Annotated in this window: 20 protein-coding genes; 6 read left to right on the top strand and 14 right to left on the bottom strand. The window is 66.0% G+C overall.

The genetic code is table 11. The features are described from left to right. The first annotated feature begins 12 nt into the window (after positions 1 to 12). Positions 13 to 921 (top strand): FHA domain-containing protein, encoded by a 909-nt coding sequence (locus L1F06_RS17885; RefSeq protein WP_003245782.1) that lies wholly within the window; start codon positions 13 to 15, stop codon positions 919 to 921. Positions 922 to 1,032: 111 nt separating this feature from the next. On the opposite strand, the gene L1F06_RS17880 is transcribed toward L1F06_RS17885, so the two are convergent. The 4 genes from L1F06_RS17880 to L1F06_RS24955 form a co-directional block, all read right to left on the bottom strand. After that, the gene (locus tag L1F06_RS17880; protein ID WP_003245780.1) at positions 1,033 to 1,362 is read right to left on the bottom strand and encodes a DUF2025 family protein; all 330 of its coding nucleotides are present in this window, start codon (positions 1,360 to 1,362) and stop codon (positions 1,033 to 1,035) included. Positions 1,363 to 1,530: 168 nt separating this feature from the next. After that, positions 1,531 to 1,920: an NUDIX hydrolase gene (locus L1F06_RS17875; protein ID WP_129481601.1), complete on the bottom strand. Its 390-nt coding sequence runs from the start codon at positions 1,918 to 1,920 to the stop codon at positions 1,531 to 1,533. Positions 1,921 to 1,962: 42 nt separating this feature from the next. After that, positions 1,963 to 2,664 carry a YebC/PmpR family DNA-binding transcriptional regulator gene (locus tag L1F06_RS17870; protein WP_012019290.1) on the bottom strand — a complete coding sequence of 234 codons (702 nt, stop codon included), beginning with the start codon at positions 2,662 to 2,664 and terminating at the stop codon, positions 1,963 to 1,965. A gap of 171 nt (positions 2,665 to 2,835) precedes the next feature. Next, positions 2,836 to 2,967, bottom strand: coding sequence for a hypothetical protein (locus L1F06_RS24955; RefSeq protein WP_003245775.1), 132 nt, complete (start codon positions 2,965 to 2,967; stop codon positions 2,836 to 2,838). Positions 2,968 to 3,194: 227 nt separating this feature from the next. Between L1F06_RS24955 and L1F06_RS17865 the strand changes: the two genes are divergently transcribed. Further along, complete coding sequence (locus tag L1F06_RS17865) at positions 3,195 to 3,905, top strand: NADPH-dependent F420 reductase (protein WP_129481600.1); 711 nt, start codon at positions 3,195 to 3,197, stop codon at positions 3,903 to 3,905. A gap of 68 nt (positions 3,906 to 3,973) precedes the next feature. After that, positions 3,974 to 5,017, top strand: a complete 1,044-nt coding sequence (locus L1F06_RS17860; protein WP_129481599.1) for a DUF1176 domain-containing protein — start codon at positions 3,974 to 3,976, stop codon at positions 5,015 to 5,017. Between the two features lie 127 nt (positions 5,018 to 5,144). On the opposite strand, the gene L1F06_RS17855 is transcribed toward L1F06_RS17860, so the two are convergent. Then, on the bottom strand, positions 5,145 to 5,879 hold the full coding sequence (locus tag L1F06_RS17855; RefSeq protein WP_129481598.1) for a sulfite exporter TauE/SafE family protein: 735 nt from the start codon (positions 5,877 to 5,879) through the stop codon (positions 5,145 to 5,147). Between the two features lie 173 nt (positions 5,880 to 6,052). Here L1F06_RS17855 and L1F06_RS17850 point away from each other — a divergent pair, with 173 nt between their 5' ends. Next, positions 6,053 to 6,946, top strand: a complete 894-nt coding sequence (locus tag L1F06_RS17850) for an EamA family transporter (RefSeq protein ID WP_129481597.1) — start codon at positions 6,053 to 6,055, stop codon at positions 6,944 to 6,946. A gap of 21 nt (positions 6,947 to 6,967) precedes the next feature. Here L1F06_RS17850 and L1F06_RS17845 read toward each other — a convergent pair whose 3' ends face one another. The 3 genes from L1F06_RS17845 to L1F06_RS17835 form a co-directional block, all read right to left on the bottom strand. Beyond that, positions 6,968 to 8,524, bottom strand: coding sequence for a sensor domain-containing diguanylate cyclase (locus tag L1F06_RS17845; RefSeq protein ID WP_129481596.1), 1,557 nt, complete (start codon positions 8,522 to 8,524; stop codon positions 6,968 to 6,970). Between the two features lie 78 nt (positions 8,525 to 8,602). After that, on the bottom strand, positions 8,603 to 8,884 hold the full coding sequence (locus L1F06_RS17840) for a peptidylprolyl isomerase (RefSeq protein WP_012019284.1): 282 nt from the start codon (positions 8,882 to 8,884) through the stop codon (positions 8,603 to 8,605). Positions 8,885 to 9,037: 153 nt separating this feature from the next. Beyond that, positions 9,038 to 9,403 carry a SpoIIAA family protein gene (locus L1F06_RS17835; protein WP_003245762.1) on the bottom strand — a complete coding sequence of 122 codons (366 nt, stop codon included), beginning with the start codon at positions 9,401 to 9,403 and terminating at the stop codon, positions 9,038 to 9,040. A gap of 208 nt (positions 9,404 to 9,611) precedes the next feature. On the opposite strand from L1F06_RS17835, the gene L1F06_RS17830 reads away from it, so the two are divergent. Further along, entirely contained in the window at positions 9,612 to 10,451 is an 840-nt protein-coding gene (locus L1F06_RS17830) for a CAP domain-containing protein (RefSeq protein WP_129481595.1), read from the top strand. Between the two features lie 6 nt (positions 10,452 to 10,457). Here the strand turns inward: L1F06_RS17830 and mdaB are convergent, their stop codons facing one another. Continuing rightward, positions 10,458 to 11,045: an NADPH:quinone oxidoreductase MdaB gene (gene mdaB / locus L1F06_RS17825; RefSeq protein ID WP_129481594.1), complete on the bottom strand. Its 588-nt coding sequence runs from the start codon at positions 11,043 to 11,045 to the stop codon at positions 10,458 to 10,460. Positions 11,046 to 11,197: 152 nt separating this feature from the next. On the opposite strand from mdaB, the gene L1F06_RS17820 reads away from it, so the two are divergent. After that, on the top strand, positions 11,198 to 11,494 hold the full coding sequence (locus tag L1F06_RS17820; RefSeq protein WP_129481593.1) for a putative quinol monooxygenase: 297 nt from the start codon (positions 11,198 to 11,200) through the stop codon (positions 11,492 to 11,494). Between the two features lie 133 nt (positions 11,495 to 11,627). On the opposite strand, the gene L1F06_RS17815 is transcribed toward L1F06_RS17820, so the two are convergent. The 5 genes from L1F06_RS17815 to L1F06_RS17795 are packed head-to-tail and all read right to left on the bottom strand — an operon-like array spanning position 11,628 to position 15,690. After that, the gene (locus tag L1F06_RS17815) at positions 11,628 to 12,281 is read right to left on the bottom strand and encodes an HAD family hydrolase (protein ID WP_129481592.1); all 654 of its coding nucleotides are present in this window, start codon (positions 12,279 to 12,281) and stop codon (positions 11,628 to 11,630) included. Further along, positions 12,281 to 13,267, bottom strand: a complete 987-nt coding sequence (locus L1F06_RS17810; protein ID WP_129481591.1) for an ABC transporter ATP-binding protein — start codon at positions 13,265 to 13,267, stop codon at positions 12,281 to 12,283. Before L1F06_RS17810 ends, L1F06_RS17815 begins: the two co-directional genes overlap by 1 nt. Next, a complete protein-coding gene (locus L1F06_RS17805) occupies positions 13,264 to 14,058 on the bottom strand; it encodes an ABC transporter permease (protein ID WP_003245751.1) in 795 nt (264 codons plus the stop codon). Before L1F06_RS17805 ends, L1F06_RS17810 begins: the two co-directional genes overlap by 4 nt. Next, positions 14,045 to 14,887, bottom strand: coding sequence for an ABC transporter permease (locus L1F06_RS17800; protein WP_096825957.1), 843 nt, complete (start codon positions 14,885 to 14,887; stop codon positions 14,045 to 14,047). The genes L1F06_RS17805 and L1F06_RS17800 overlap by 14 nt, the downstream gene beginning before the upstream one ends. After that, the gene (locus L1F06_RS17795) at positions 14,884 to 15,690 is read right to left on the bottom strand and encodes an alkaline phosphatase family protein (protein WP_129481590.1); all 807 of its coding nucleotides are present in this window, start codon (positions 15,688 to 15,690) and stop codon (positions 14,884 to 14,886) included. Before L1F06_RS17795 ends, L1F06_RS17800 begins: the two co-directional genes overlap by 4 nt. Positions 15,691 to 15,699 lie beyond the last annotated feature (9 nt).

The following is a 15,699-nucleotide window of genomic DNA, read 5'->3' as shown; positions in this document are numbered from 1 at the left end:
GAGGCGACCACGATGCTCCGACTGCAGTTCCTGGATAACCGCCAAGCGCCGGTCTGGCTGACCGACGAGCGCCTGACCATCGGCCAGGACAGCCGCAACCAGCTGGTGCTCGGCGATGCCGGGATCGCCAGCTTCCACGCCGAGATCCGCCAGGATCACGGCTACTACTACCTCAGCGACACCGGTCAGGGCGCCACCTGGGTCAATGACCAGCGCGTCGGTACGCGCTTTCAGCTGCGCGACGGGGATCGCCTGCGTCTGGGCGCCGTCGAGTTGCTGCTGGTCGACCCGGCGAAAAGCGCAGCCAGGCCGGAAGCCGCCGCGCCGCGCTGGTTTCTCCAGGTGATCCAGGGCGAACATCAGGGGCGCAAGTTCCATGTCCACGGCTCGATGACCTTCGGCCGCTCGAGCAAGTGCGAGCTGTGCTTCAGCGATCTGGAATTGTCCCGCCGGCATTGCGAGTTCTTCCTCAAGGACGACGTGCTGGAGGTCAAGGATCTCGCCTCGGCCAACGGCGTGATGGTCAACCAGCAGAAGGTCAGGACTGCCGTGCTGCAACCGGGCGATCAGCTGAAGATGGGCTCGGTGACGCTGCTGGTGATCGGGCCGAAGGTGAGCGTGAGCGAGGCGCCCGACGAGGATGCCACCCAGTTCATGCGCGTGAGCGACCTGCCGCCCGCGCTGGCCGCCAAGGCGGCTGGCGGCGGCGCTACGCAGATCGCCCCGGTACCGCAGGCGGCGCGCACCAGCACCAAGGCAGCACCGGCGGCGGCCAATCCGCTGCGCGTTGCGGCCCAGGCCAAGGCTGCCCCCGTTGCCGCGCCGCCTGCGGCCAGCGCGGGCAAGCTGTGGCTGGGCGGCGTCGTATTGCTGCTGATCGGCGTGGGGCTTGGCGCCGTCGCGATGCGCTTGTTGGGGTGAGGTGTACGCGCGGGTTGGTGCGCATGGCGCACCCTACGGGTGGTCGCCGTTCGACGCGACTCTGCCGTAGGGTGCGCTGTGCGCACCGAATGCCCCGAGCCACGCCACCTCTCAAGCCGGTGTCAGACGCCTGCGCTCGGCGCGGATCTCCGGCAAATCGCTGCGGCGCAGGTAGACGCGCAACGGTTCGCTGAGGTTGACCCGATCGTCGATGCGCTGTTCCTGCAGCCAGGCCAGGCGCTGGCGATCCAGGCGCATCAGCGCGCCGTCGTCGACTGCCCAGACGTATTCGCAGGTAGGCGTGATGGTTTCGGCCGGTACGTCGAGGCCGAAGCTGTCTTCGGAAAAACGCAGCAGGTGCTGGCCGGTCTTGGCGTTGAAGCCGACGAAGCCCTGCAGCTGGTCGGCGGCCTGGCAGATCTGGGCGGAGCTGATACTCATGGCAAACCTCGGGTTCCTGTGGGGTTTGCACGCAAAACGAAGGGTTCTGGTTATCGGCGCAGCCTAACGTCAAAGGGGGCGTTGCGGCCTTGCCGTGGATCAAGAAACCGCCGGGAGCGGTTCTTGCCGCTACTTGAGGTGGCCGTCAGGCGGGCCACCCTGAAGCGACTACAGAGCGGGTAACACCTGATCACGCAGCAGCGGTGCCAGGTCATCGGGCAGGGGCAGGGTGGTGTCGAGCCAGCGCAGTTCCTCCAGCTCGGCGGCTGGCTGCACGGCGTGGGGCAGGGCGGCGCGATAGATGTCGGCCTGTACCCAGGTGTCGGCCTCGTTGGCGGCGGGCGCCTGGAACTGGCCGAGCGGTCGCAGCGCGCCGGCGTCCAGCTGCAGGTTGAGCTCCTCGAGCAGTTCGCGTTCCAGTGCCGACAGGGCGTCTTCCCCTGGCTCGCGTTTGCCGCCGGGCAGCATGAAGAAGCGGGTATCGCGTTTGCGCACCAGCAGCAGACGGCCTCGTTCGTCGAACAGGCAGGCGGCGGCGATATGCAGGGTGGTGTTCATGGGATGAGCAGCGGGCGCCCCGTTCGGGGCGCCCGCCAGGCGTCAGCCGGCCAGGCCGACGTAGACGTTCTGCACGTCGTCGTGACCGTCGATGGCTTCGAGGAAGGCCTCGACTTCTTCCATCTGCTCCGGGGTCAGGCTGGTCACCGGGTTCTTCGGGCGGTAGCCGAGCTTGGCCGAGTTGACGGTGAAGCCCTGCTCCGGCAGTGCCTTGCACACGGCGTCGAGGTCGGTCGGATCGGTGATGAACAGGGTCGCACCCTCGTCATCGGGGACGAAGTCCTGTGCGCCGGCCTCGATGGCGGCCAGTTCCGGATCGGCGCCATCCTCGGTGGTGGCTTCGATCAGGCCAACGTGGTCGAAGTCCCAGCTGACCGAGCCGGACGCACCGAGCTGGCCCTTGCGGAACAGCACGCGGATCTCGGCCACGGTGCGGTTGACGTTGTCGGTCAGGCACTCGACGATCAGCGGCACCTGATGCGGGGCGAAGCCTTCGTAGAGAGTGCGCTCGTAGTTGATCACCTCACCGGACAGGCCGGCGCCTTTCTTGATGGCGCGCTCCAGGGTGTCCTTGGGCATCGAAGCCTTCTTGGCCTGGTGCACGGCCAGGCGCAGCTTGGGGTTCATGTCCGGGTCGGCGCCGTTGCGCGCGGCGATCATGATTTCCTTCACCAGCTTGCCGAAGATCTTGCCTCGGGCATTGGCGGCGGCTTCTTTGGGTTTGGCTTTCCACTGGGCGCCCATCTGGGGTCTCCTGGCCGATAGGTGAGACGGCGTCGCGGCGCGCGAACGGCGGCCGGACGATCGGTTAGGCTGCGGATTCTAGTGCGTTGCGGCGCCGGCGGCACGTGCAATTTCCGCCCGGCATGATCGCTGGGAAGGCGCCGGCGCAGAGGGGCGCGCCGGCGGGGTGGTTCAGAGGTCGGGTGAGTGGCTGCCGAGCAGGGTTTGCCCGTGCTTTCGGGTGCGCTTGGCCAGGCGTTTCTCCTGGGCGGTCTTCAGCGGCTTTTTCTTGTGTTCCTTGTGCGAATCCAGACTCTTGCTCATGGCGGTATCTCCGGTAAAGGCATCATCGATTGGGGAAAAGAGTTCTCGGCACTTTCACCTCCTCGGCTCCCGGAGCCCGCTGTCATCTTGCATTGCCATCTGAGCATAGCTGCTGGCCATGAATCGGGCGGGAAACGCGACGGGTAACATGCAGTAGCGAATCGGCCGCAGGCGTGGCGGCAGGCTTTTCTATGCTTGCCCTTTTCACGCTGCTCAAGGAGGCCGTCATGTCCCGCCTTTTTCATCGTCTCGCCGGCGCCGCGCTGGCCTTGCTCATGCTGCTGGGGGGCGGCCTGGCCTCGGCGCAGCAGGAAAGCCTGCGTATCGGCATCATCGGCACCGGCAACATCGGTAGCGCACTGGCCCGGCTTTGGGTAGAAGCCGGGCATGAAGTGATGATCTCTTCCCGCCACCCCGAACGTTTGCAGGCGTTGGCCGACGAGCTTGGGGAGCGTGCGCGCGTCGGCACGCCGCGTGAGGCCGCCGCCTTTGGCGAGGTGATCCTGCTGGCGGTGCCCTATGCCGCCACCCCGCAGGTCGGCCGCGACTATGCCGCCGAACTGGCCGGCAAGGTGCTGCTCGATGCCGGTAACCCCAGGCCGGAGCGCGACGGGCCGATGGCCGAGGAGGCCGTCGAACTGGGCGCCGGGCTGGCCTCGCAGCAGTTCCTGCCAGGCGTACGCCTGGTGCGCGCGTTCAATGCGATCTCCGCGCACAACCTGCGCAGCCAGGCCCATCGCCAGGGCGAGAAGCTGGCCATCCCGCTGGCCGCGGACGACCAGGCCGCCCTGCAGGTGGCGGCGCGTCTGGTGAGCGACGCCGGCTTCGACCCGGTGATAGTCGGGCCGCTTTCCAGCGCCAAATCCTTCGATTTCAACAGCGGCGTCTCGGCGCGCATGCCGACGGCGCGGCAGCTGCGCGAGGCGCTCGGGCTCTGAGAGGCTTGCCTGGCGAAAGCCGGCGGCAGAACATGGCGGTTCTGCGCAATCGTCAAAAGGAGTTGCCCATGTCGCGTTGCAAGCCGATCGCGGCGCTGTTGCTGGTTTGCGGGCTGGCCGAGGCGGCGCCCGAGCAGGTGCCGCTATACCGGGAAATCAAGGATTGGGTGGTGGCCTGCGACAACCTTCGTGGTTGCCAGGCGCTGAGTGCCACCGAGGATTACGGCCACACCCCGCTGCGGCTCGAGCTGCGCCGCGCGGCCGGAGCGCAGGCGCCGTTGCAGTTGAGCCTGCGCTATGCCGGGCAGACCGAGTATTTCCCGCTGCTGCTCGACGGCGAGCCGCTATCGGCCGTCGCTGATGCCCTGCAGCTCACGCAGGACGACGATGAGCTGCTTCTTACCGCCGAGGGCGCCGAGGCCCAGGCGCTGTTGGCCGAACTGCGCAACGGCGAGCAACTGCGCATGGCGGTGGACGGCGAGGACGAGGCTGTGGTGTCGCTGCGCGGGCTGTCCGCCGCGCTGCTGCTGATGGACTCGGTGCAGGGGCGGGGCGATGGCGTCACGGCGCTGTACCGGCCCGGCACGCGCCCGGCCAGCGAGGTGCCGGTCGCGCCGCCGGCGCCGCGTCTGCGTCCCTATCCTGGCACTGCGCCGCTGGCCGAGGCGGAGAGCCGTGCCATCGCCGAGGCGGTGATGGCGGCCACGCGCAGCGCATGGGTCGAGGAGGAGATGGACAGCACCCCGGAGGCCGAGGCCTTCGCCCTCAACGAGCACGAGGCGCTGGTGCTGATCCGCACCTGGTGCGCGGCCTACAACTGCGATTTCGCCGTTTATCGCGTCAGCCGTCAGCCACCCTATGCCGCGCAGGACATGCGGCTCGATCCGCTGCCGTTGGACCACGACGGGTTGTCCGGCTGGGTCAGCTACCAGCCGGAGAAGGGCGAGCTGGCCTATTTGTACAAGGGGCGCGGCATCGCCGATTGCGGCGAGTCGGGCAGTTGGCGGTTCGATGGCGAGCGCTTCCAGTTGGCCTCATTCAGCCTCATGAACCGCTGCGCGGGGGGCAATCCCGGCGAGTGGCCCGAGTTGTGGCGGGTGATCGAGCCCTGAGCAATAGAGGGGCAAGCGGGGCTCTGGTGCGCACGGCGCACCCTACGGACCGTTGCGCGTAGGGTGCGCCATGCGCACCGGCTTCTATGGATACAGCCACCCCCTACGGTCTGGTCGATTTCGCACCCTAAAGATTGCGCCAGATCAGCTGCAGCCCGGCCAGCAGGATGCCCAACCGGGCGATGCGGTAGAACCACTGGTGGTTGACCCGCGATTGCAGCCACAACCCGCTCCATACCCCCAGCGGCACGATGGGCGCGAGCATCAGGCTGAGCAGCAGGTTGTCCCGGCTGAACTGACCCAAGGCCGCGTAGGGGAATAGCTTGGCCGCGTTGGTCAGCAGGAAGAACAGGTTGATGGTGGCTACGAAGCGCAGTTTTTCCAGCTGCTGCGGCAGCAGGTGCATCATCACCGGTGGGCCGCCGGCGTGGGCCACGAAGCTGGTGAAGCCGGCCAGGCTCGACAGCAGCAGGCCACGGCCCTTGTGCAGCGGCCTCGGCGCCTGGTTGGCGAGCAGCAGGCCGAGGCCGACGAAGCTCACGGCGATGACCCCGATCAGCAGACCGATGGCGCGTTCGTCGAAGAAACCGAAGGTCAGCGACCCGATGGCGATACCAATTACCGCGCCCGGCAGCATGACCTTGAGGTTGGCCGTATCCCACCTGCGCCAGTAGGCCTTCAGCCCGACCATATCGGCCAGACAGAGAATCGGCAGCATCACTGCCACGGCCTGTTTCGGCGAGGTGGCCAGTGCCAGCAGCGGCACGGCAATGCCGCCCAGCGCGCCGCCAAAACCACCTTTGGACAGCCCGGTGAGAAACACCGCCGGTAGGGCGAATAGAAGGAAGTCGTGCAGCGTCATGGCGTGCTCTGGTCAGGCGGAGGGCGCAGGGTAGCAAAGGGCGCGAGGTGACAGAATGTTCTCGCCGAGGTTGGACGATCTGCTCACTGTGTGGCGTTTTCCGTCGGGCACTGTGTCTGCCGCGGCGTGGCTGGCGTTGCTCTAATGGACGCTCCCTTCCCGAGGACCGTCCCATGTCGCCCAAGGATCTGCTGCTGGCTCTGCTGGTGATCGTCGTCTGGGGCCTGAATTTCGTGGTGATCAAGGTCGGGCTCGAGGGTATGCCGCCGATGCTGATGGGCGCGCTGCGCTTCATGCTCGCCGCTTTTCCCGCCATTCTGTTGGTACGTCGGCCGCAGGTGCCGCTGCGCTGGCTGCTGGCCTATGGCATGACCATCTCGGTCGGGCAGTTCGCCTTTCTTTTCTACGCCATGCATGTCGGCATGCCGGCCGGGCTGGCCTCGCTGGTGCTGCAGTCGCAGGCGTTCTTCACCCTGTTCTTCGCCGCCCTGTTTCTCGGCGAGCGCCTGCGCGGCAGCAACCTGTTCGGTTTGCTGGTGGCCGCTTGCGGCCTGGCGCTGATCGGCCTGCAGAGCGGCCAGGCGATGACCCTGGCCGGTTTCGTCCTGACCATCGCCGCGGCCTCGATGTGGGCACTGGGCAATGTGGTCACGCGCAAACTGGGCAAGGTCAATCTGCTGGGGCTAGTGGTCTGGGGCAGTCTGATACCGCCGCTGCCGTTTCTGGCGCTGTCGCTGTGGCTGGAGGGGCCGGCGCTGATCGGCGCGTCGCTGCGCGGCATCGGCCTGCAATCGCTGGCGGTGCTGGCCTATCTGGCGTTCGGCGCCACGCTGCTCGGTTATGGCCTGTGGAGCCGCCTGCTGTCGCGCTATCCGGCCAGCCAGGTGGCACCGTTCTCCCTGCTGGTGCCGGTGGTGGGCATCAGCTCGTCGGCGTTGCTGCTGGGCGAACGCCTGGGTTCGCTGCAGGTGGTCGGCGCCATTCTGGTGATGGCCGGGCTGCTGCTCAACGTCTGGGGCGGCCGGCTGCTCGATAGCTGGCGCCAGCGCACCGTGCGGGCGCTCTAGCGTTTTTCGGACGGCCCGCATTCAGCCCGGATGACTGGCCGAGTCGCCGCCGCTGGCGTCTCGTCTCGGTGCTTCGGCGCACTCCAGGCGGTTACGGCCATTGCTCTTGGCGCGATACAGGGCCTGGTCGGCGCTGCGGATCAGGGCAACGGCCTGGGCGCTGCTGTCCTCGGCGCTGGGGATCAGGCTGGCCAGGCCAGCGCTCACCGTGACTCGCTGAAAGGGGCTGCCCTGATGGGCGAGGTGGCGCTGTTCTAGGGCCTGCAGGAAGGTTCGGGCCACGGTCTGGGCACCTTCGCTGTCGACGTTGGGTAGGATCACCGCCAGTTCCTCGCCACCGTAGCGCGCCGCCAGGTCGCCGGGGCGCCGCATGCATTGTCTGAGCACATCGGCCACTGCGCGCAGGCAGGCATCGCCGGCCACATGGCCGTAGCGGTCGTTGTAGCGCTTGAACAGGTCGATATCCAGCAGCATCAGCGACAGCGGCGAACCACGACGCTGGGCGCGGCGAATCTCCACCTCGAGGGTCTGGTCGAAGCTGCGTCGGTTGGCCAGGCCGGTCAGGGCATCCTGCGACGCCAGCACCTCCAGCCGGGCATTGGCATCGAGCAGCTCCTCCCTCGCGCTCAGCAATTGCTGCTCCATGCGCGAGCGGCGGCGGATATCGAGAATCAGGCGTTGGCCGATGACGCCGATGGCCAGCAGCAGAAGCAGAATCAGCGCGGCGAACAGCTCGGCATCGCGGCGCCAGGCCGCCAGGGCCTCGGCACGGCCGACCGCGATCACGGTGATCAGCGGCAGGCGCTCATTGCGGCGAAACGCATAGAGGCGCTCGATGCCGTCGATGCGCGACGTCTGGATGGAGGTGCCTTCGTGCTTCTCGCGCAGGATTTGCAGCACCGGCGAGTCGGACCAGTCGAGGCCTACATCCTGCTCACGAAAGGGTTGGCGAAACAGCAGCAGGCCGGCGCTGCTCGACAGGCTCATCGAGCCATGTTCGCCGAGGTCGAGACCGCCATAGAAATGCAGGAAATGCTCGACACCCAGGGTGACGGCCACCGCTCCGGCGAAGCCGCCATCGGCATCGTTAAGCCGGCGGCTGACGGTGAAGACCCAGTCGCCGGTAATGCGGCTCTTGATGGTGGGGCCGATGAAAATATCCGTCGAGGGATCGTCGCGGTGATGAATGAAGAAGGCGCGGTCGGCCGCGTTGAGGCCGGACTGGGGGGCGCTGCTGGAGGCCAGCAGCCGGTCGCCCTGGGTATCGTAAATGACGATGGCGTTGGCCAGGCCGAGTACCTGGGTCTGCTGTTGCAGCAGTCTCCTGATTCGCTCCTGCTCCTGCGGGGAGAAGTCAGCCCCTTGCACGCGCTCGCTCAGGTCGTTCAGCACCAGTTCGGACTGGCGAATCACGCCCTCGGTGTAGTTGTCCAGCGCCTGAACCAGATTGAGGTTGGCCACGTTCAGCTCGCGTATTGCGCGCTCGCGGGAGAACCAGATTTGCCATGCCGTCAGCAGGGCCAGAGACAGGCAGATGAACACCAGCAGAAAGGAGGCTAGCCGAATGCCGCGCTTCATGGCTGAAACCCAGGGGGAGGGGCGGTGAAAAGGCGGGAACGAGGGCGGGCCGCCGTGGCGGCCGCGCCCTTGGCATCATCAGTCCTGGCGGCTGGTGACTTCCAGCAGGTGATAACCGAACTGGGTCTTGACCGGGCCCTGGACCACGCCGACCGGTGCGCTGAACACCACGGTGTCGAATTCCTTGACCATCTGGCCGGGGCCGAACGAGCCCAGGTCGCCGCCGTTACGGCCGGACGGGCAGCTGGAGTTGTCCTTCGCCAGCTGGGCAAAGTCGGCGCCACCTTCGATGGCGGCTTTCAGTTCGTTGCACTTGTCTTCGCTGGCAACCAGGATGTGACGGGCAGTGGCGCGAGCCATGGGAGTATCTCCTTTCGATTGAGGTGCAGAGCCTAGCGCAATCGACTCGCCAAGCATACGGGGCCGGCGGGCGTCGGGTTGCGTCCGGCTCGTCGTCCCCCATGTGCGACAACGCAACGAGGCGCTGCCGAGGCGCTCGGCAGCGCGCTTGCCTCATTGCTGCAACCAGGCTTCGGCCTGCGCTTCGTGGATCGAATCGAAGGCCTTGATGGTCAGGCCCGGAATCAGTGCGCCCTCCACCTCGCTGGCGGTGCGCAGCCACTGCTGATCGGCCACCACCGCCACCCGGTCGAACTGGCGAATCAGGCGCAGCAGCTGCGGAATGCGCTTGAGCTCGACGCCCACCGCACCGAGCGTTGGCCATTCGAAACTGCCGACGCGATAGAACATCTTGCCGTGCTCTATGCCTTCGGCGGCCTGAATCAATTCGTCGAGGGCGACACGCATGGCCTCGCTGTCCAGCTTGCCGGTGAAATCCACGTCGATGCGCTGATCGCCGCTGCGGGTTACCTTGAACATGGCGATTTCTCCTCAATGGAGTGGAGCTTTCACCATACGCCGCCTGGCGCCAGACGCGAATGGCTGCGCAGGCTTCTGGATGATCGGTCGCCTCTGGTGCAGTCGGTGCAGCACTTTCCCCAGTAAACGAAGGTCTGACCCACCACCCACTAGGCCAAAGGCGCCCCATCGCGCATCATCTGCACGGTCGGTTTGCAAGGAGAGTCCTATGCGCTTGCCCTTTTTCGCCGTCGTTCTGACGCTGGGTCTGTTCGCCGTCACGGCGCAGGCAGCGGACGAGGCGCGGCTGATCGAAGCCATCAATGCCTACCGCGGCGAGGTGCAGCGCTGCGGCGTGCAGGTTTCCGAGCCACTGCCGCCGTTGAGCAGCGATACGCGTCTGCTGCTGCCGGCGGCCGGCACCGGTGACCTGCAGCAGGCGCTGAGTGCGTCGGGCTATCCGCTGGTCAATGTGCAGGCCATCAGCCTGTCCGGTCCGCGCGATGCGCAGGCGGCGATGCAGGCGCTGGCGGAGAGCTTCTGCCGGGTGCTGCTCGACCCGCAGTTCATCGACATCGGCGTCAGCCGCATGGACCGCGACTGGCGCATCGTCCTGGCGCGCCCACTGCTCAGTGGCCGCCTCGGCGACTGGCAGGCCGAAGGACAGAACCTGCTGCAGCGCATCAACGCCGCCCGCGCCCAGGCGCGCCAGTGCGGCGCTCAGCAGTTCGCCGCAGCCGCACCGCTGACCTGGAGCGCGGAGCTGGCCACGGCAGCCGAGTCGCATAGCCGCGCCATGGCCAATGACAACTTCTTCGCTCACCAGGGCCGCGACGGCCGGACTCCGGGGGATCGTGCGGAGCTGGCCGGCTATGGCGGTGGGCGCATTGGCGAGAACATCGCCGCTGCATTGGACACGGCTGACAAGGTGGTCGAAGGCTGGCTGGCCAGCCCGGCTCATTGCGCCAACCTGATGAACCCACAGTTCGAGGAACTCGGCGCCGCCTACGGCAGCGACCCGCAAAGCGACGCCGGCATCTACTGGACCGCGCTGTTCGGCGGACGCTGAGCTGCCTCAGGCGACGCCGAACACCTGAGCCAGGTGCTGTTCGTAGCGCGCCACGTCGCGCTCGATGTTCGGCACCTTCATCACGTCGTTGCAGATGAAGGTGGGCAGGGCGCTCATGCCGAGGAATTCGTTGGCCTTGTGGAAGGGGAAGTACACCGCGTCCACGCCCTTGCCTTCGAAGAAGTCGGTCGGGTCCTCGAAGGCCTGCACCGGGGCGTTCCAGGTCAGCGACAGCATGTACTGCTTGCCCTGGATCAGCCCGCCGCTACCGTACTTCTGCGAGGCGTCGGAGCGGGTGCGGCCGTCGTTGGCGTAGAGGCTGCCGTGGCCGGTGGTGAACACCTCGTCCAGATACTTCTTCACCGTCCAGGGGGCGCCCATCCACCAGCCGGGCATCTGATAGATCACCACGTCGGCCCAGAGGAATTTCTGTACCTCGTCCTCGACGTCGTAGCCGCCGTCGATGAAGGTGGTCTTGATATCGAAACCGGCGCGGTCGAGAAAGGCCACGGCAGCGTCGTGCAGGGTGGTGTTGTACTGGCCGTTGGAATGGGCGAACTGTTTGCCGCCATTGAGCAGGAGGATCTTTTTCATCGGGGGTCTCCGGAAAATGTGGCGGCAGGTTATCGGGCCCTGCGCGCGTGAAATACCCCGCAGCGGTCAAATTATTGTTGACTGAAAGTCATGAAATGCGAGCTGAAGCCTGCGTTAAGGTGAGGAGGTATTCCTTATCCGGAGCCTTCCCGATGTATGCCTTTATCCTCCACGCCCACACCCGACCCGAACAGGCCGAAGCCTTCGAGCGGCTGTTCCGGGCTTACGTCGAACCCAGCCGCGCCGAGCCCGGCTGCATCGAATACCACATGCTGCGCGACGTGCAGGACCCGACCCTGTTCATCTTCTACGAGGTATGGGCATCGCGGGAGGCGCTGGCCGAGCACATGGCGCTGCCGCACATGCGCGAGTTTCACGAAAGGCGCATGGATTACCTGCGCCGTGATGTCGAGCTTCGTGAAATCGAGATGCTCAGCTCGGCACGTTGAGTGAGTCGCTGAACGCCCGGTGGCCTAGCGCACCCTTGTAGGGTGCGCCAGGCGCACCTTGAAACAGCGGGCGCGATGGTGGACCGCACGCATCAGAGGACCCCGGTGCGCACGGCGCACCCTACGGGCCGAATCAGCGCCAGTTGAGAATCGGCCAGCCGGCCTGTTCGGCGTGGGCGCGCAGGGTCGGGTCGGGGTTGACCGCGAATGGCCTGTCCACCAGTTGCAGCAGCGGCAGGTCGTTGCGCGAGTCGGAATAGAAGCTGGCGCCGGCCAGGTTCTCGTTCTGCTCGGCGAGCCAGGCCTGTAGCCGTGTCACCTTGCCTTCGCGGTAGGTCAGTACGCCCTGGGTGCGGCCGCTGTAGAAGCCGTGCTGCTGCTCCAGGTCGATGGCCAATACCTCGTCGATGCCGAAGCGCTCGGCGATGGCGCTGACCAGAAAATGCGCCGAGGCGGAGATCACCAGCAGGCGATCGCCGGCTTCGCGGTGCGCGGCCAGGGTGCGGCTGGCGTCGCTGTAGAAGATCGGCTCGATCACATCCTCGACGAAGGGCTCGACCACATGGGCGACCTCCTCGGGTGTGCGCCCCACCAGTGGCGCCAGGGTGAAGGCCATGTAGTCCTCCATGGCCAGCTCGCCCGCCGCATACAGGTGCATCAGCTCCTGTTCGCGGGCGATGAAGGCTTCGCCATCGGCCCAGCCCAGCTTGGTCATTTCCACTGCCCACAGACTGGCGCAGTCGCCGTGGATCAGGGTTTCGTCGAGATCGAAGATTGCCAGGGCCATCACGCCACCTCCCGGATCGCATCGGCGCCTATGGCCAGGCTGACGCTCTGGCCGTCGTGGTGCAGGTCGGCGGCGGAGCGGTTGAGCACGTCTACCAGCAATTCCACGCCGCGTGCTTCGACGCGGTAGCGGATCACGTTGCCGAGTAGGCTGTGGCTGCGAATCTGCGCCTCGATGCCGCCGTCGGCGAAGTGGATGGCTTCCGGGCGAATCGCCACGCGGCTGCCGATCGGCTGGCCGAGCAGGCGGCTGGCGGCCTCGGCGTCGAGCAGGTTGTAGTTGCCGATAAAACCGGCGGCGAAGGCATCGGCCGGCGCAGTGTAGAGGGTTTCGGCGTCGCCGCTCTGGACGATCTGTCCGCCGTTCATCAGCACGATGCGGTCGGACAACACCAGCGCCTCTTCCTGATCGTGGGTGACGAAGATGGTGGTCAGGCCCAGCTCGCGCTGGATCGCGCGGATCTGCTCGCGCAGGTGCTTGCGGATGCGCGCATCCAGCGCCGACAGTGGTTCGTCGAGCAGCAGCAGGCGCGGACGAGTGACCAGCGAGCGGGCCAGGGCCACACGCTGGCACTGGCCGCCGGAGAGCTGTTGCGGGTAACGATTGGCGTAGTCGCTCAGTTCCACCAGCTCCAGCACCTCGGCGACGCGCTTGCTGGCCTCGGCGGCTGGGACCTTCTGCATACGCAGGCCGAAGGCGACGTTCTGTTGCACGGTCATGTTGGGGAACAGCGCATAGCTCTGGAACACCATGCCGATGCCGCGTTTTTGCGGCGGCATGGGCACCAGGTCCTCGCCGTCCAGCAGGATCTGCCCGCCGTCGACCGCGGTCAGGCCGGCGATGCAGCGCAGCAGGGTGGACTTGCCGCAGCCGGACGGGCCGAGCAGGGTGATGAACTGGCCCTGGCCGATCTCGATGTTGATGTCGGTGAAGATGGGCGTTGCACCGTAGCTTTTATGCAGGCCGCGGATATTCAGGTAACTCATGATTTGTCCTTGTTCAGACGGTTGGCTGCCCAGGTCATCAGCAGCACGAACATGAAATAGGAGATCACCAGAGCGCTGGTGAAATGGCCGCTGTCGTTGCGCATGTTGTACAGGTACACCTGCAGCGTTTCATAGCGGCTGCCCACCAGCAGGTTGGCGAAGACGAACTCGCCGAACAGGAAGCTGAAGGACAGGAACACCGAAACCATCAAACCCTTGCGCAGATTGGGCAGCACCACCAGGAACGCTGCGCGCCAGGTGCTGGCGCCGAGCAGGTGGGCAGCGTCCATCAGGTCGCGCAGGTTGATCGCCTGCAGGTTGTTGGTGATGGCGCGGTACATAAAGGGCAGGGCGATGGTGAAGTAGCAGCCGATCAGGATCCACGGCGTGCCGAGGATCGGCAGCGGGCCGGACGCGAACAGCTGCATCAGGCCCACCGAGGACACCACCGGCGGAATGGCGAACGGCAGCAGGATCAGCACGTTCATCAGCGCGTCCAGCTTGGGGAAGTGGTAGTTGACCACGAACAGCAGCGGCAGGATCAGCAGCAGCGACAACGCCAGGGCGCCGAAGCACACCAGCAGCGAGCGGCCGAAGGCGGCGAGAAAGCGCGCATCGCTCCACAGCGCCACGTACCACTTGAAGGTGAAGCCGCTGGGCAGGATGGTCGCCGACCAACTTGTGGACAGTGAGTACACCAGCGTGCCGAGCAACGGCAACAGCAGGATCAGAAACAGCAGGTAGACCACCAGTTGGTGGAACAGCGGCGAGCGTTTTTCAGCGGGCGACATGGTAGCTCCGGCGCAGCAGCCATTGGTGGACGATGGTGATCAGGGTCATCAGGCCGACCAGCACCATCGCCAGCGCGCTGGCCATGTTCGGGTCAAGGAAGATGTCGCCGGAAACCATCGACGCGATACGGATCGGCAGGATGTTGAAGTTGCCGGTGGTCAGCGCGTACACCGTGGCGTAGGCGCCCAGGGCATTGGCCAGGAGGATGACGAAGGTACCGAGCAGCGCCGGGGTCAGCACCGGCAGGCCGATATGCCGCCAGAACTGCCAGGTATTGGCGCCGAGCAGTTCGGCCGACTCGCGCCAGTCCTCGCGCAGGGCGTCGAAGGCCGGGTAGAGCAGCAGCACGCCGAGGGGGATCTGGAAGTAGGTGTAAAGCACGATCAGGCCGGTCTTGGAGTAGAGGTTGAAGTCCTCGATCACCCCCATCTGCTTGAGCAGGATGGTCAGCGCGCCGTTGAAGCCGAGCAGGATGATGAAGGCGAAGGCCAGCGGCACCCCGGAGAAGTTGCTGGTCATGTTGGAAAACGCCATGACGAAATCGCGCAGGCGGCTGCTGACCTGGCGCAGCGAATAGCTGCCGATGATGGCGACGACGATGCCGAACAGGCTCGACCAGAAGGCGACCTCCAGACTGTGGCGCATGGCCTGGCGGTAGAACGCCGAGGAGAAGGCCTGCTGGAAATTGCCCAGGCCCCAGCCGTCGGCGGTGTTCAGGCTGTTGCTCGCCACCCAGGCCAGTGGTGCGATCTGGAAGGCGAAGAAGAACAGCGCGAAGGGCACCAGGCACAGCAATGCCCAGCCCTTGCTGGAGATGGTGGATTTCATGCAAGCAATTCCCTGCACCAGGGTTTGTCGTGGGCCGCGCCGAGCAGCTGGCAGATGGTGCCGCACAGCTCGGTCTGTTGTGGGCGGGCTGCAGGATCGAGGCTGAAGGCGCTGCCGAGAACGATCAGCGGCACTTCGCGCTCTTCCGGCAGCACGCCGTTGTGGCTGCGGTCGTTGTTCATGCCGTGGTCGGCAGTCACCAGAATCTGGTAACCGGCGTCGAGCCAGGTCTGGATATATTCGGCCAGCAGCACGTCGGCCATGCGCGCGGCGTTGCGGTACTGCGAACTGTCGAGGCCGTGCTTGTGGCCGGCGTCGTCGATGTTCATCGGGTGCACCAGCAGCAGGTTCGGCGCGTGAAGCTGGCGCAGGCTGTCGGCATCGGCCAGCAGGTGCGAATCCGGGTAATGGTCGGCGTAATAGAAGTGGCCGTACTGGATCGGCAGCGACTCATCGCTGGTGTGGCGGTCGCGGGCGGCCTGGAAGGGCGCGCGGTTGTAAAGCTCGCTGACCCAGTGATAGGCCGCGGCGGCGGTGCTCAGGCCGGCGTCACGGGCGTAGTGAAAGATGCTGCGCTGATTCGACAGGCGTACCACATCGTTGTGCACGATGCCGCTGTCGATGGGCGCCACGCCGGTGAGGATGCATTCGTAGAGCGGGCGGGACAGTGCCGGCAGTGCGCAGTCGAGCTTGTACAGCGCAGCGCGCCCGGCCTGGCAGTAAGCCAACAGGTGGCCCAGCGCATGCTGGGCCACCTGATAGCTCAGGCCATCCAGTACCACCAGGATGACGTTGTGCTTCATGGGTTTCTC

The sequence above is a fragment of the Pseudomonas hydrolytica genome (genome assembly GCF_021495345.1).
Lineage (GTDB): Bacteria > Pseudomonadota > Gammaproteobacteria > Pseudomonadales > Pseudomonadaceae > Aquipseudomonas > Aquipseudomonas hydrolytica.
Note: the sequence above shows the minus strand (reverse complement) of the source record. Positions and strands in the feature narration are given on the sequence as shown.

Bases quoted from the DNA above. Each gene is read 5' to 3' on its own strand.
- L1F06_RS17865 (WP_129481600.1), top strand. From the start codon at position 3,195: ATGTCCCGCCTTTTTCATCGTCTCGCCGGCGCCGCGCTGGCCTTGCTC.
- L1F06_RS17840 (WP_012019284.1), bottom strand. From the start codon at position 8,884: ATGGCTCGCGCCACTGCCCGTCACATCCTGGTTGCCAGCGAAGACAAG.
- L1F06_RS24955 (WP_003245775.1), bottom strand. From the start codon at position 2,967: ATGAGCAAGAGTCTGGATTCGCACAAGGAACACAAGAAAAAGCCGCTG.
- L1F06_RS17875 (WP_129481601.1), bottom strand. From the start codon at position 1,920: ATGAACACCACCCTGCATATCGCCGCCGCCTGCCTGTTCGACGAACGA.
- L1F06_RS17810 (WP_129481591.1), bottom strand. From the start codon at position 13,267: ATGAGTTACCTGAATATCCGCGGCCTGCATAAAAGCTACGGTGCAACG.
- L1F06_RS17845 (WP_129481596.1), bottom strand. From the start codon at position 8,524: ATGAAGCGCGGCATTCGGCTAGCCTCCTTTCTGCTGGTGTTCATCTGC.
- L1F06_RS17860 (WP_129481599.1), top strand. From the start codon at position 3,974: ATGTCGCGTTGCAAGCCGATCGCGGCGCTGTTGCTGGTTTGCGGGCTG.
- L1F06_RS17855 (WP_129481598.1), bottom strand. From the start codon at position 5,879: ATGACGCTGCACGACTTCCTTCTATTCGCCCTACCGGCGGTGTTTCTC.
- L1F06_RS17885 (WP_003245782.1), top strand. From the start codon at position 13: ATGCTCCGACTGCAGTTCCTGGATAACCGCCAAGCGCCGGTCTGGCTG.
- L1F06_RS17880 (WP_003245780.1), bottom strand. From the start codon at position 1,362: ATGAGTATCAGCTCCGCCCAGATCTGCCAGGCCGCCGACCAGCTGCAG.
- mdaB (WP_129481594.1), bottom strand. From the start codon at position 11,045: ATGAAAAAGATCCTCCTGCTCAATGGCGGCAAACAGTTCGCCCATTCC.
- L1F06_RS17800 (WP_096825957.1), bottom strand. From the start codon at position 14,887: ATGAAATCCACCATCTCCAGCAAGGGCTGGGCATTGCTGTGCCTGGTG.
- L1F06_RS17870 (WP_012019290.1), bottom strand. From the start codon at position 2,664: ATGGGCGCCCAGTGGAAAGCCAAACCCAAAGAAGCCGCCGCCAATGCC.
- L1F06_RS17850 (WP_129481597.1), top strand. From the start codon at position 6,053: ATGTCGCCCAAGGATCTGCTGCTGGCTCTGCTGGTGATCGTCGTCTGG.
- L1F06_RS17820 (WP_129481593.1), top strand. From the start codon at position 11,198: ATGTATGCCTTTATCCTCCACGCCCACACCCGACCCGAACAGGCCGAA.
- L1F06_RS17805 (WP_003245751.1), bottom strand. From the start codon at position 14,058: ATGTCGCCCGCTGAAAAACGCTCGCCGCTGTTCCACCAACTGGTGGTC.
- L1F06_RS17830 (WP_129481595.1), top strand. From the start codon at position 9,612: ATGCGCTTGCCCTTTTTCGCCGTCGTTCTGACGCTGGGTCTGTTCGCC.
- L1F06_RS17795 (WP_129481590.1), bottom strand. From the start codon at position 15,690: ATGAAGCACAACGTCATCCTGGTGGTACTGGATGGCCTGAGCTATCAG.
- L1F06_RS17815 (WP_129481592.1), bottom strand. From the start codon at position 12,281: ATGGCCCTGGCAATCTTCGATCTCGACGAAACCCTGATCCACGGCGAC.
- L1F06_RS17835 (WP_003245762.1), bottom strand. From the start codon at position 9,403: ATGTTCAAGGTAACCCGCAGCGGCGATCAGCGCATCGACGTGGATTTC.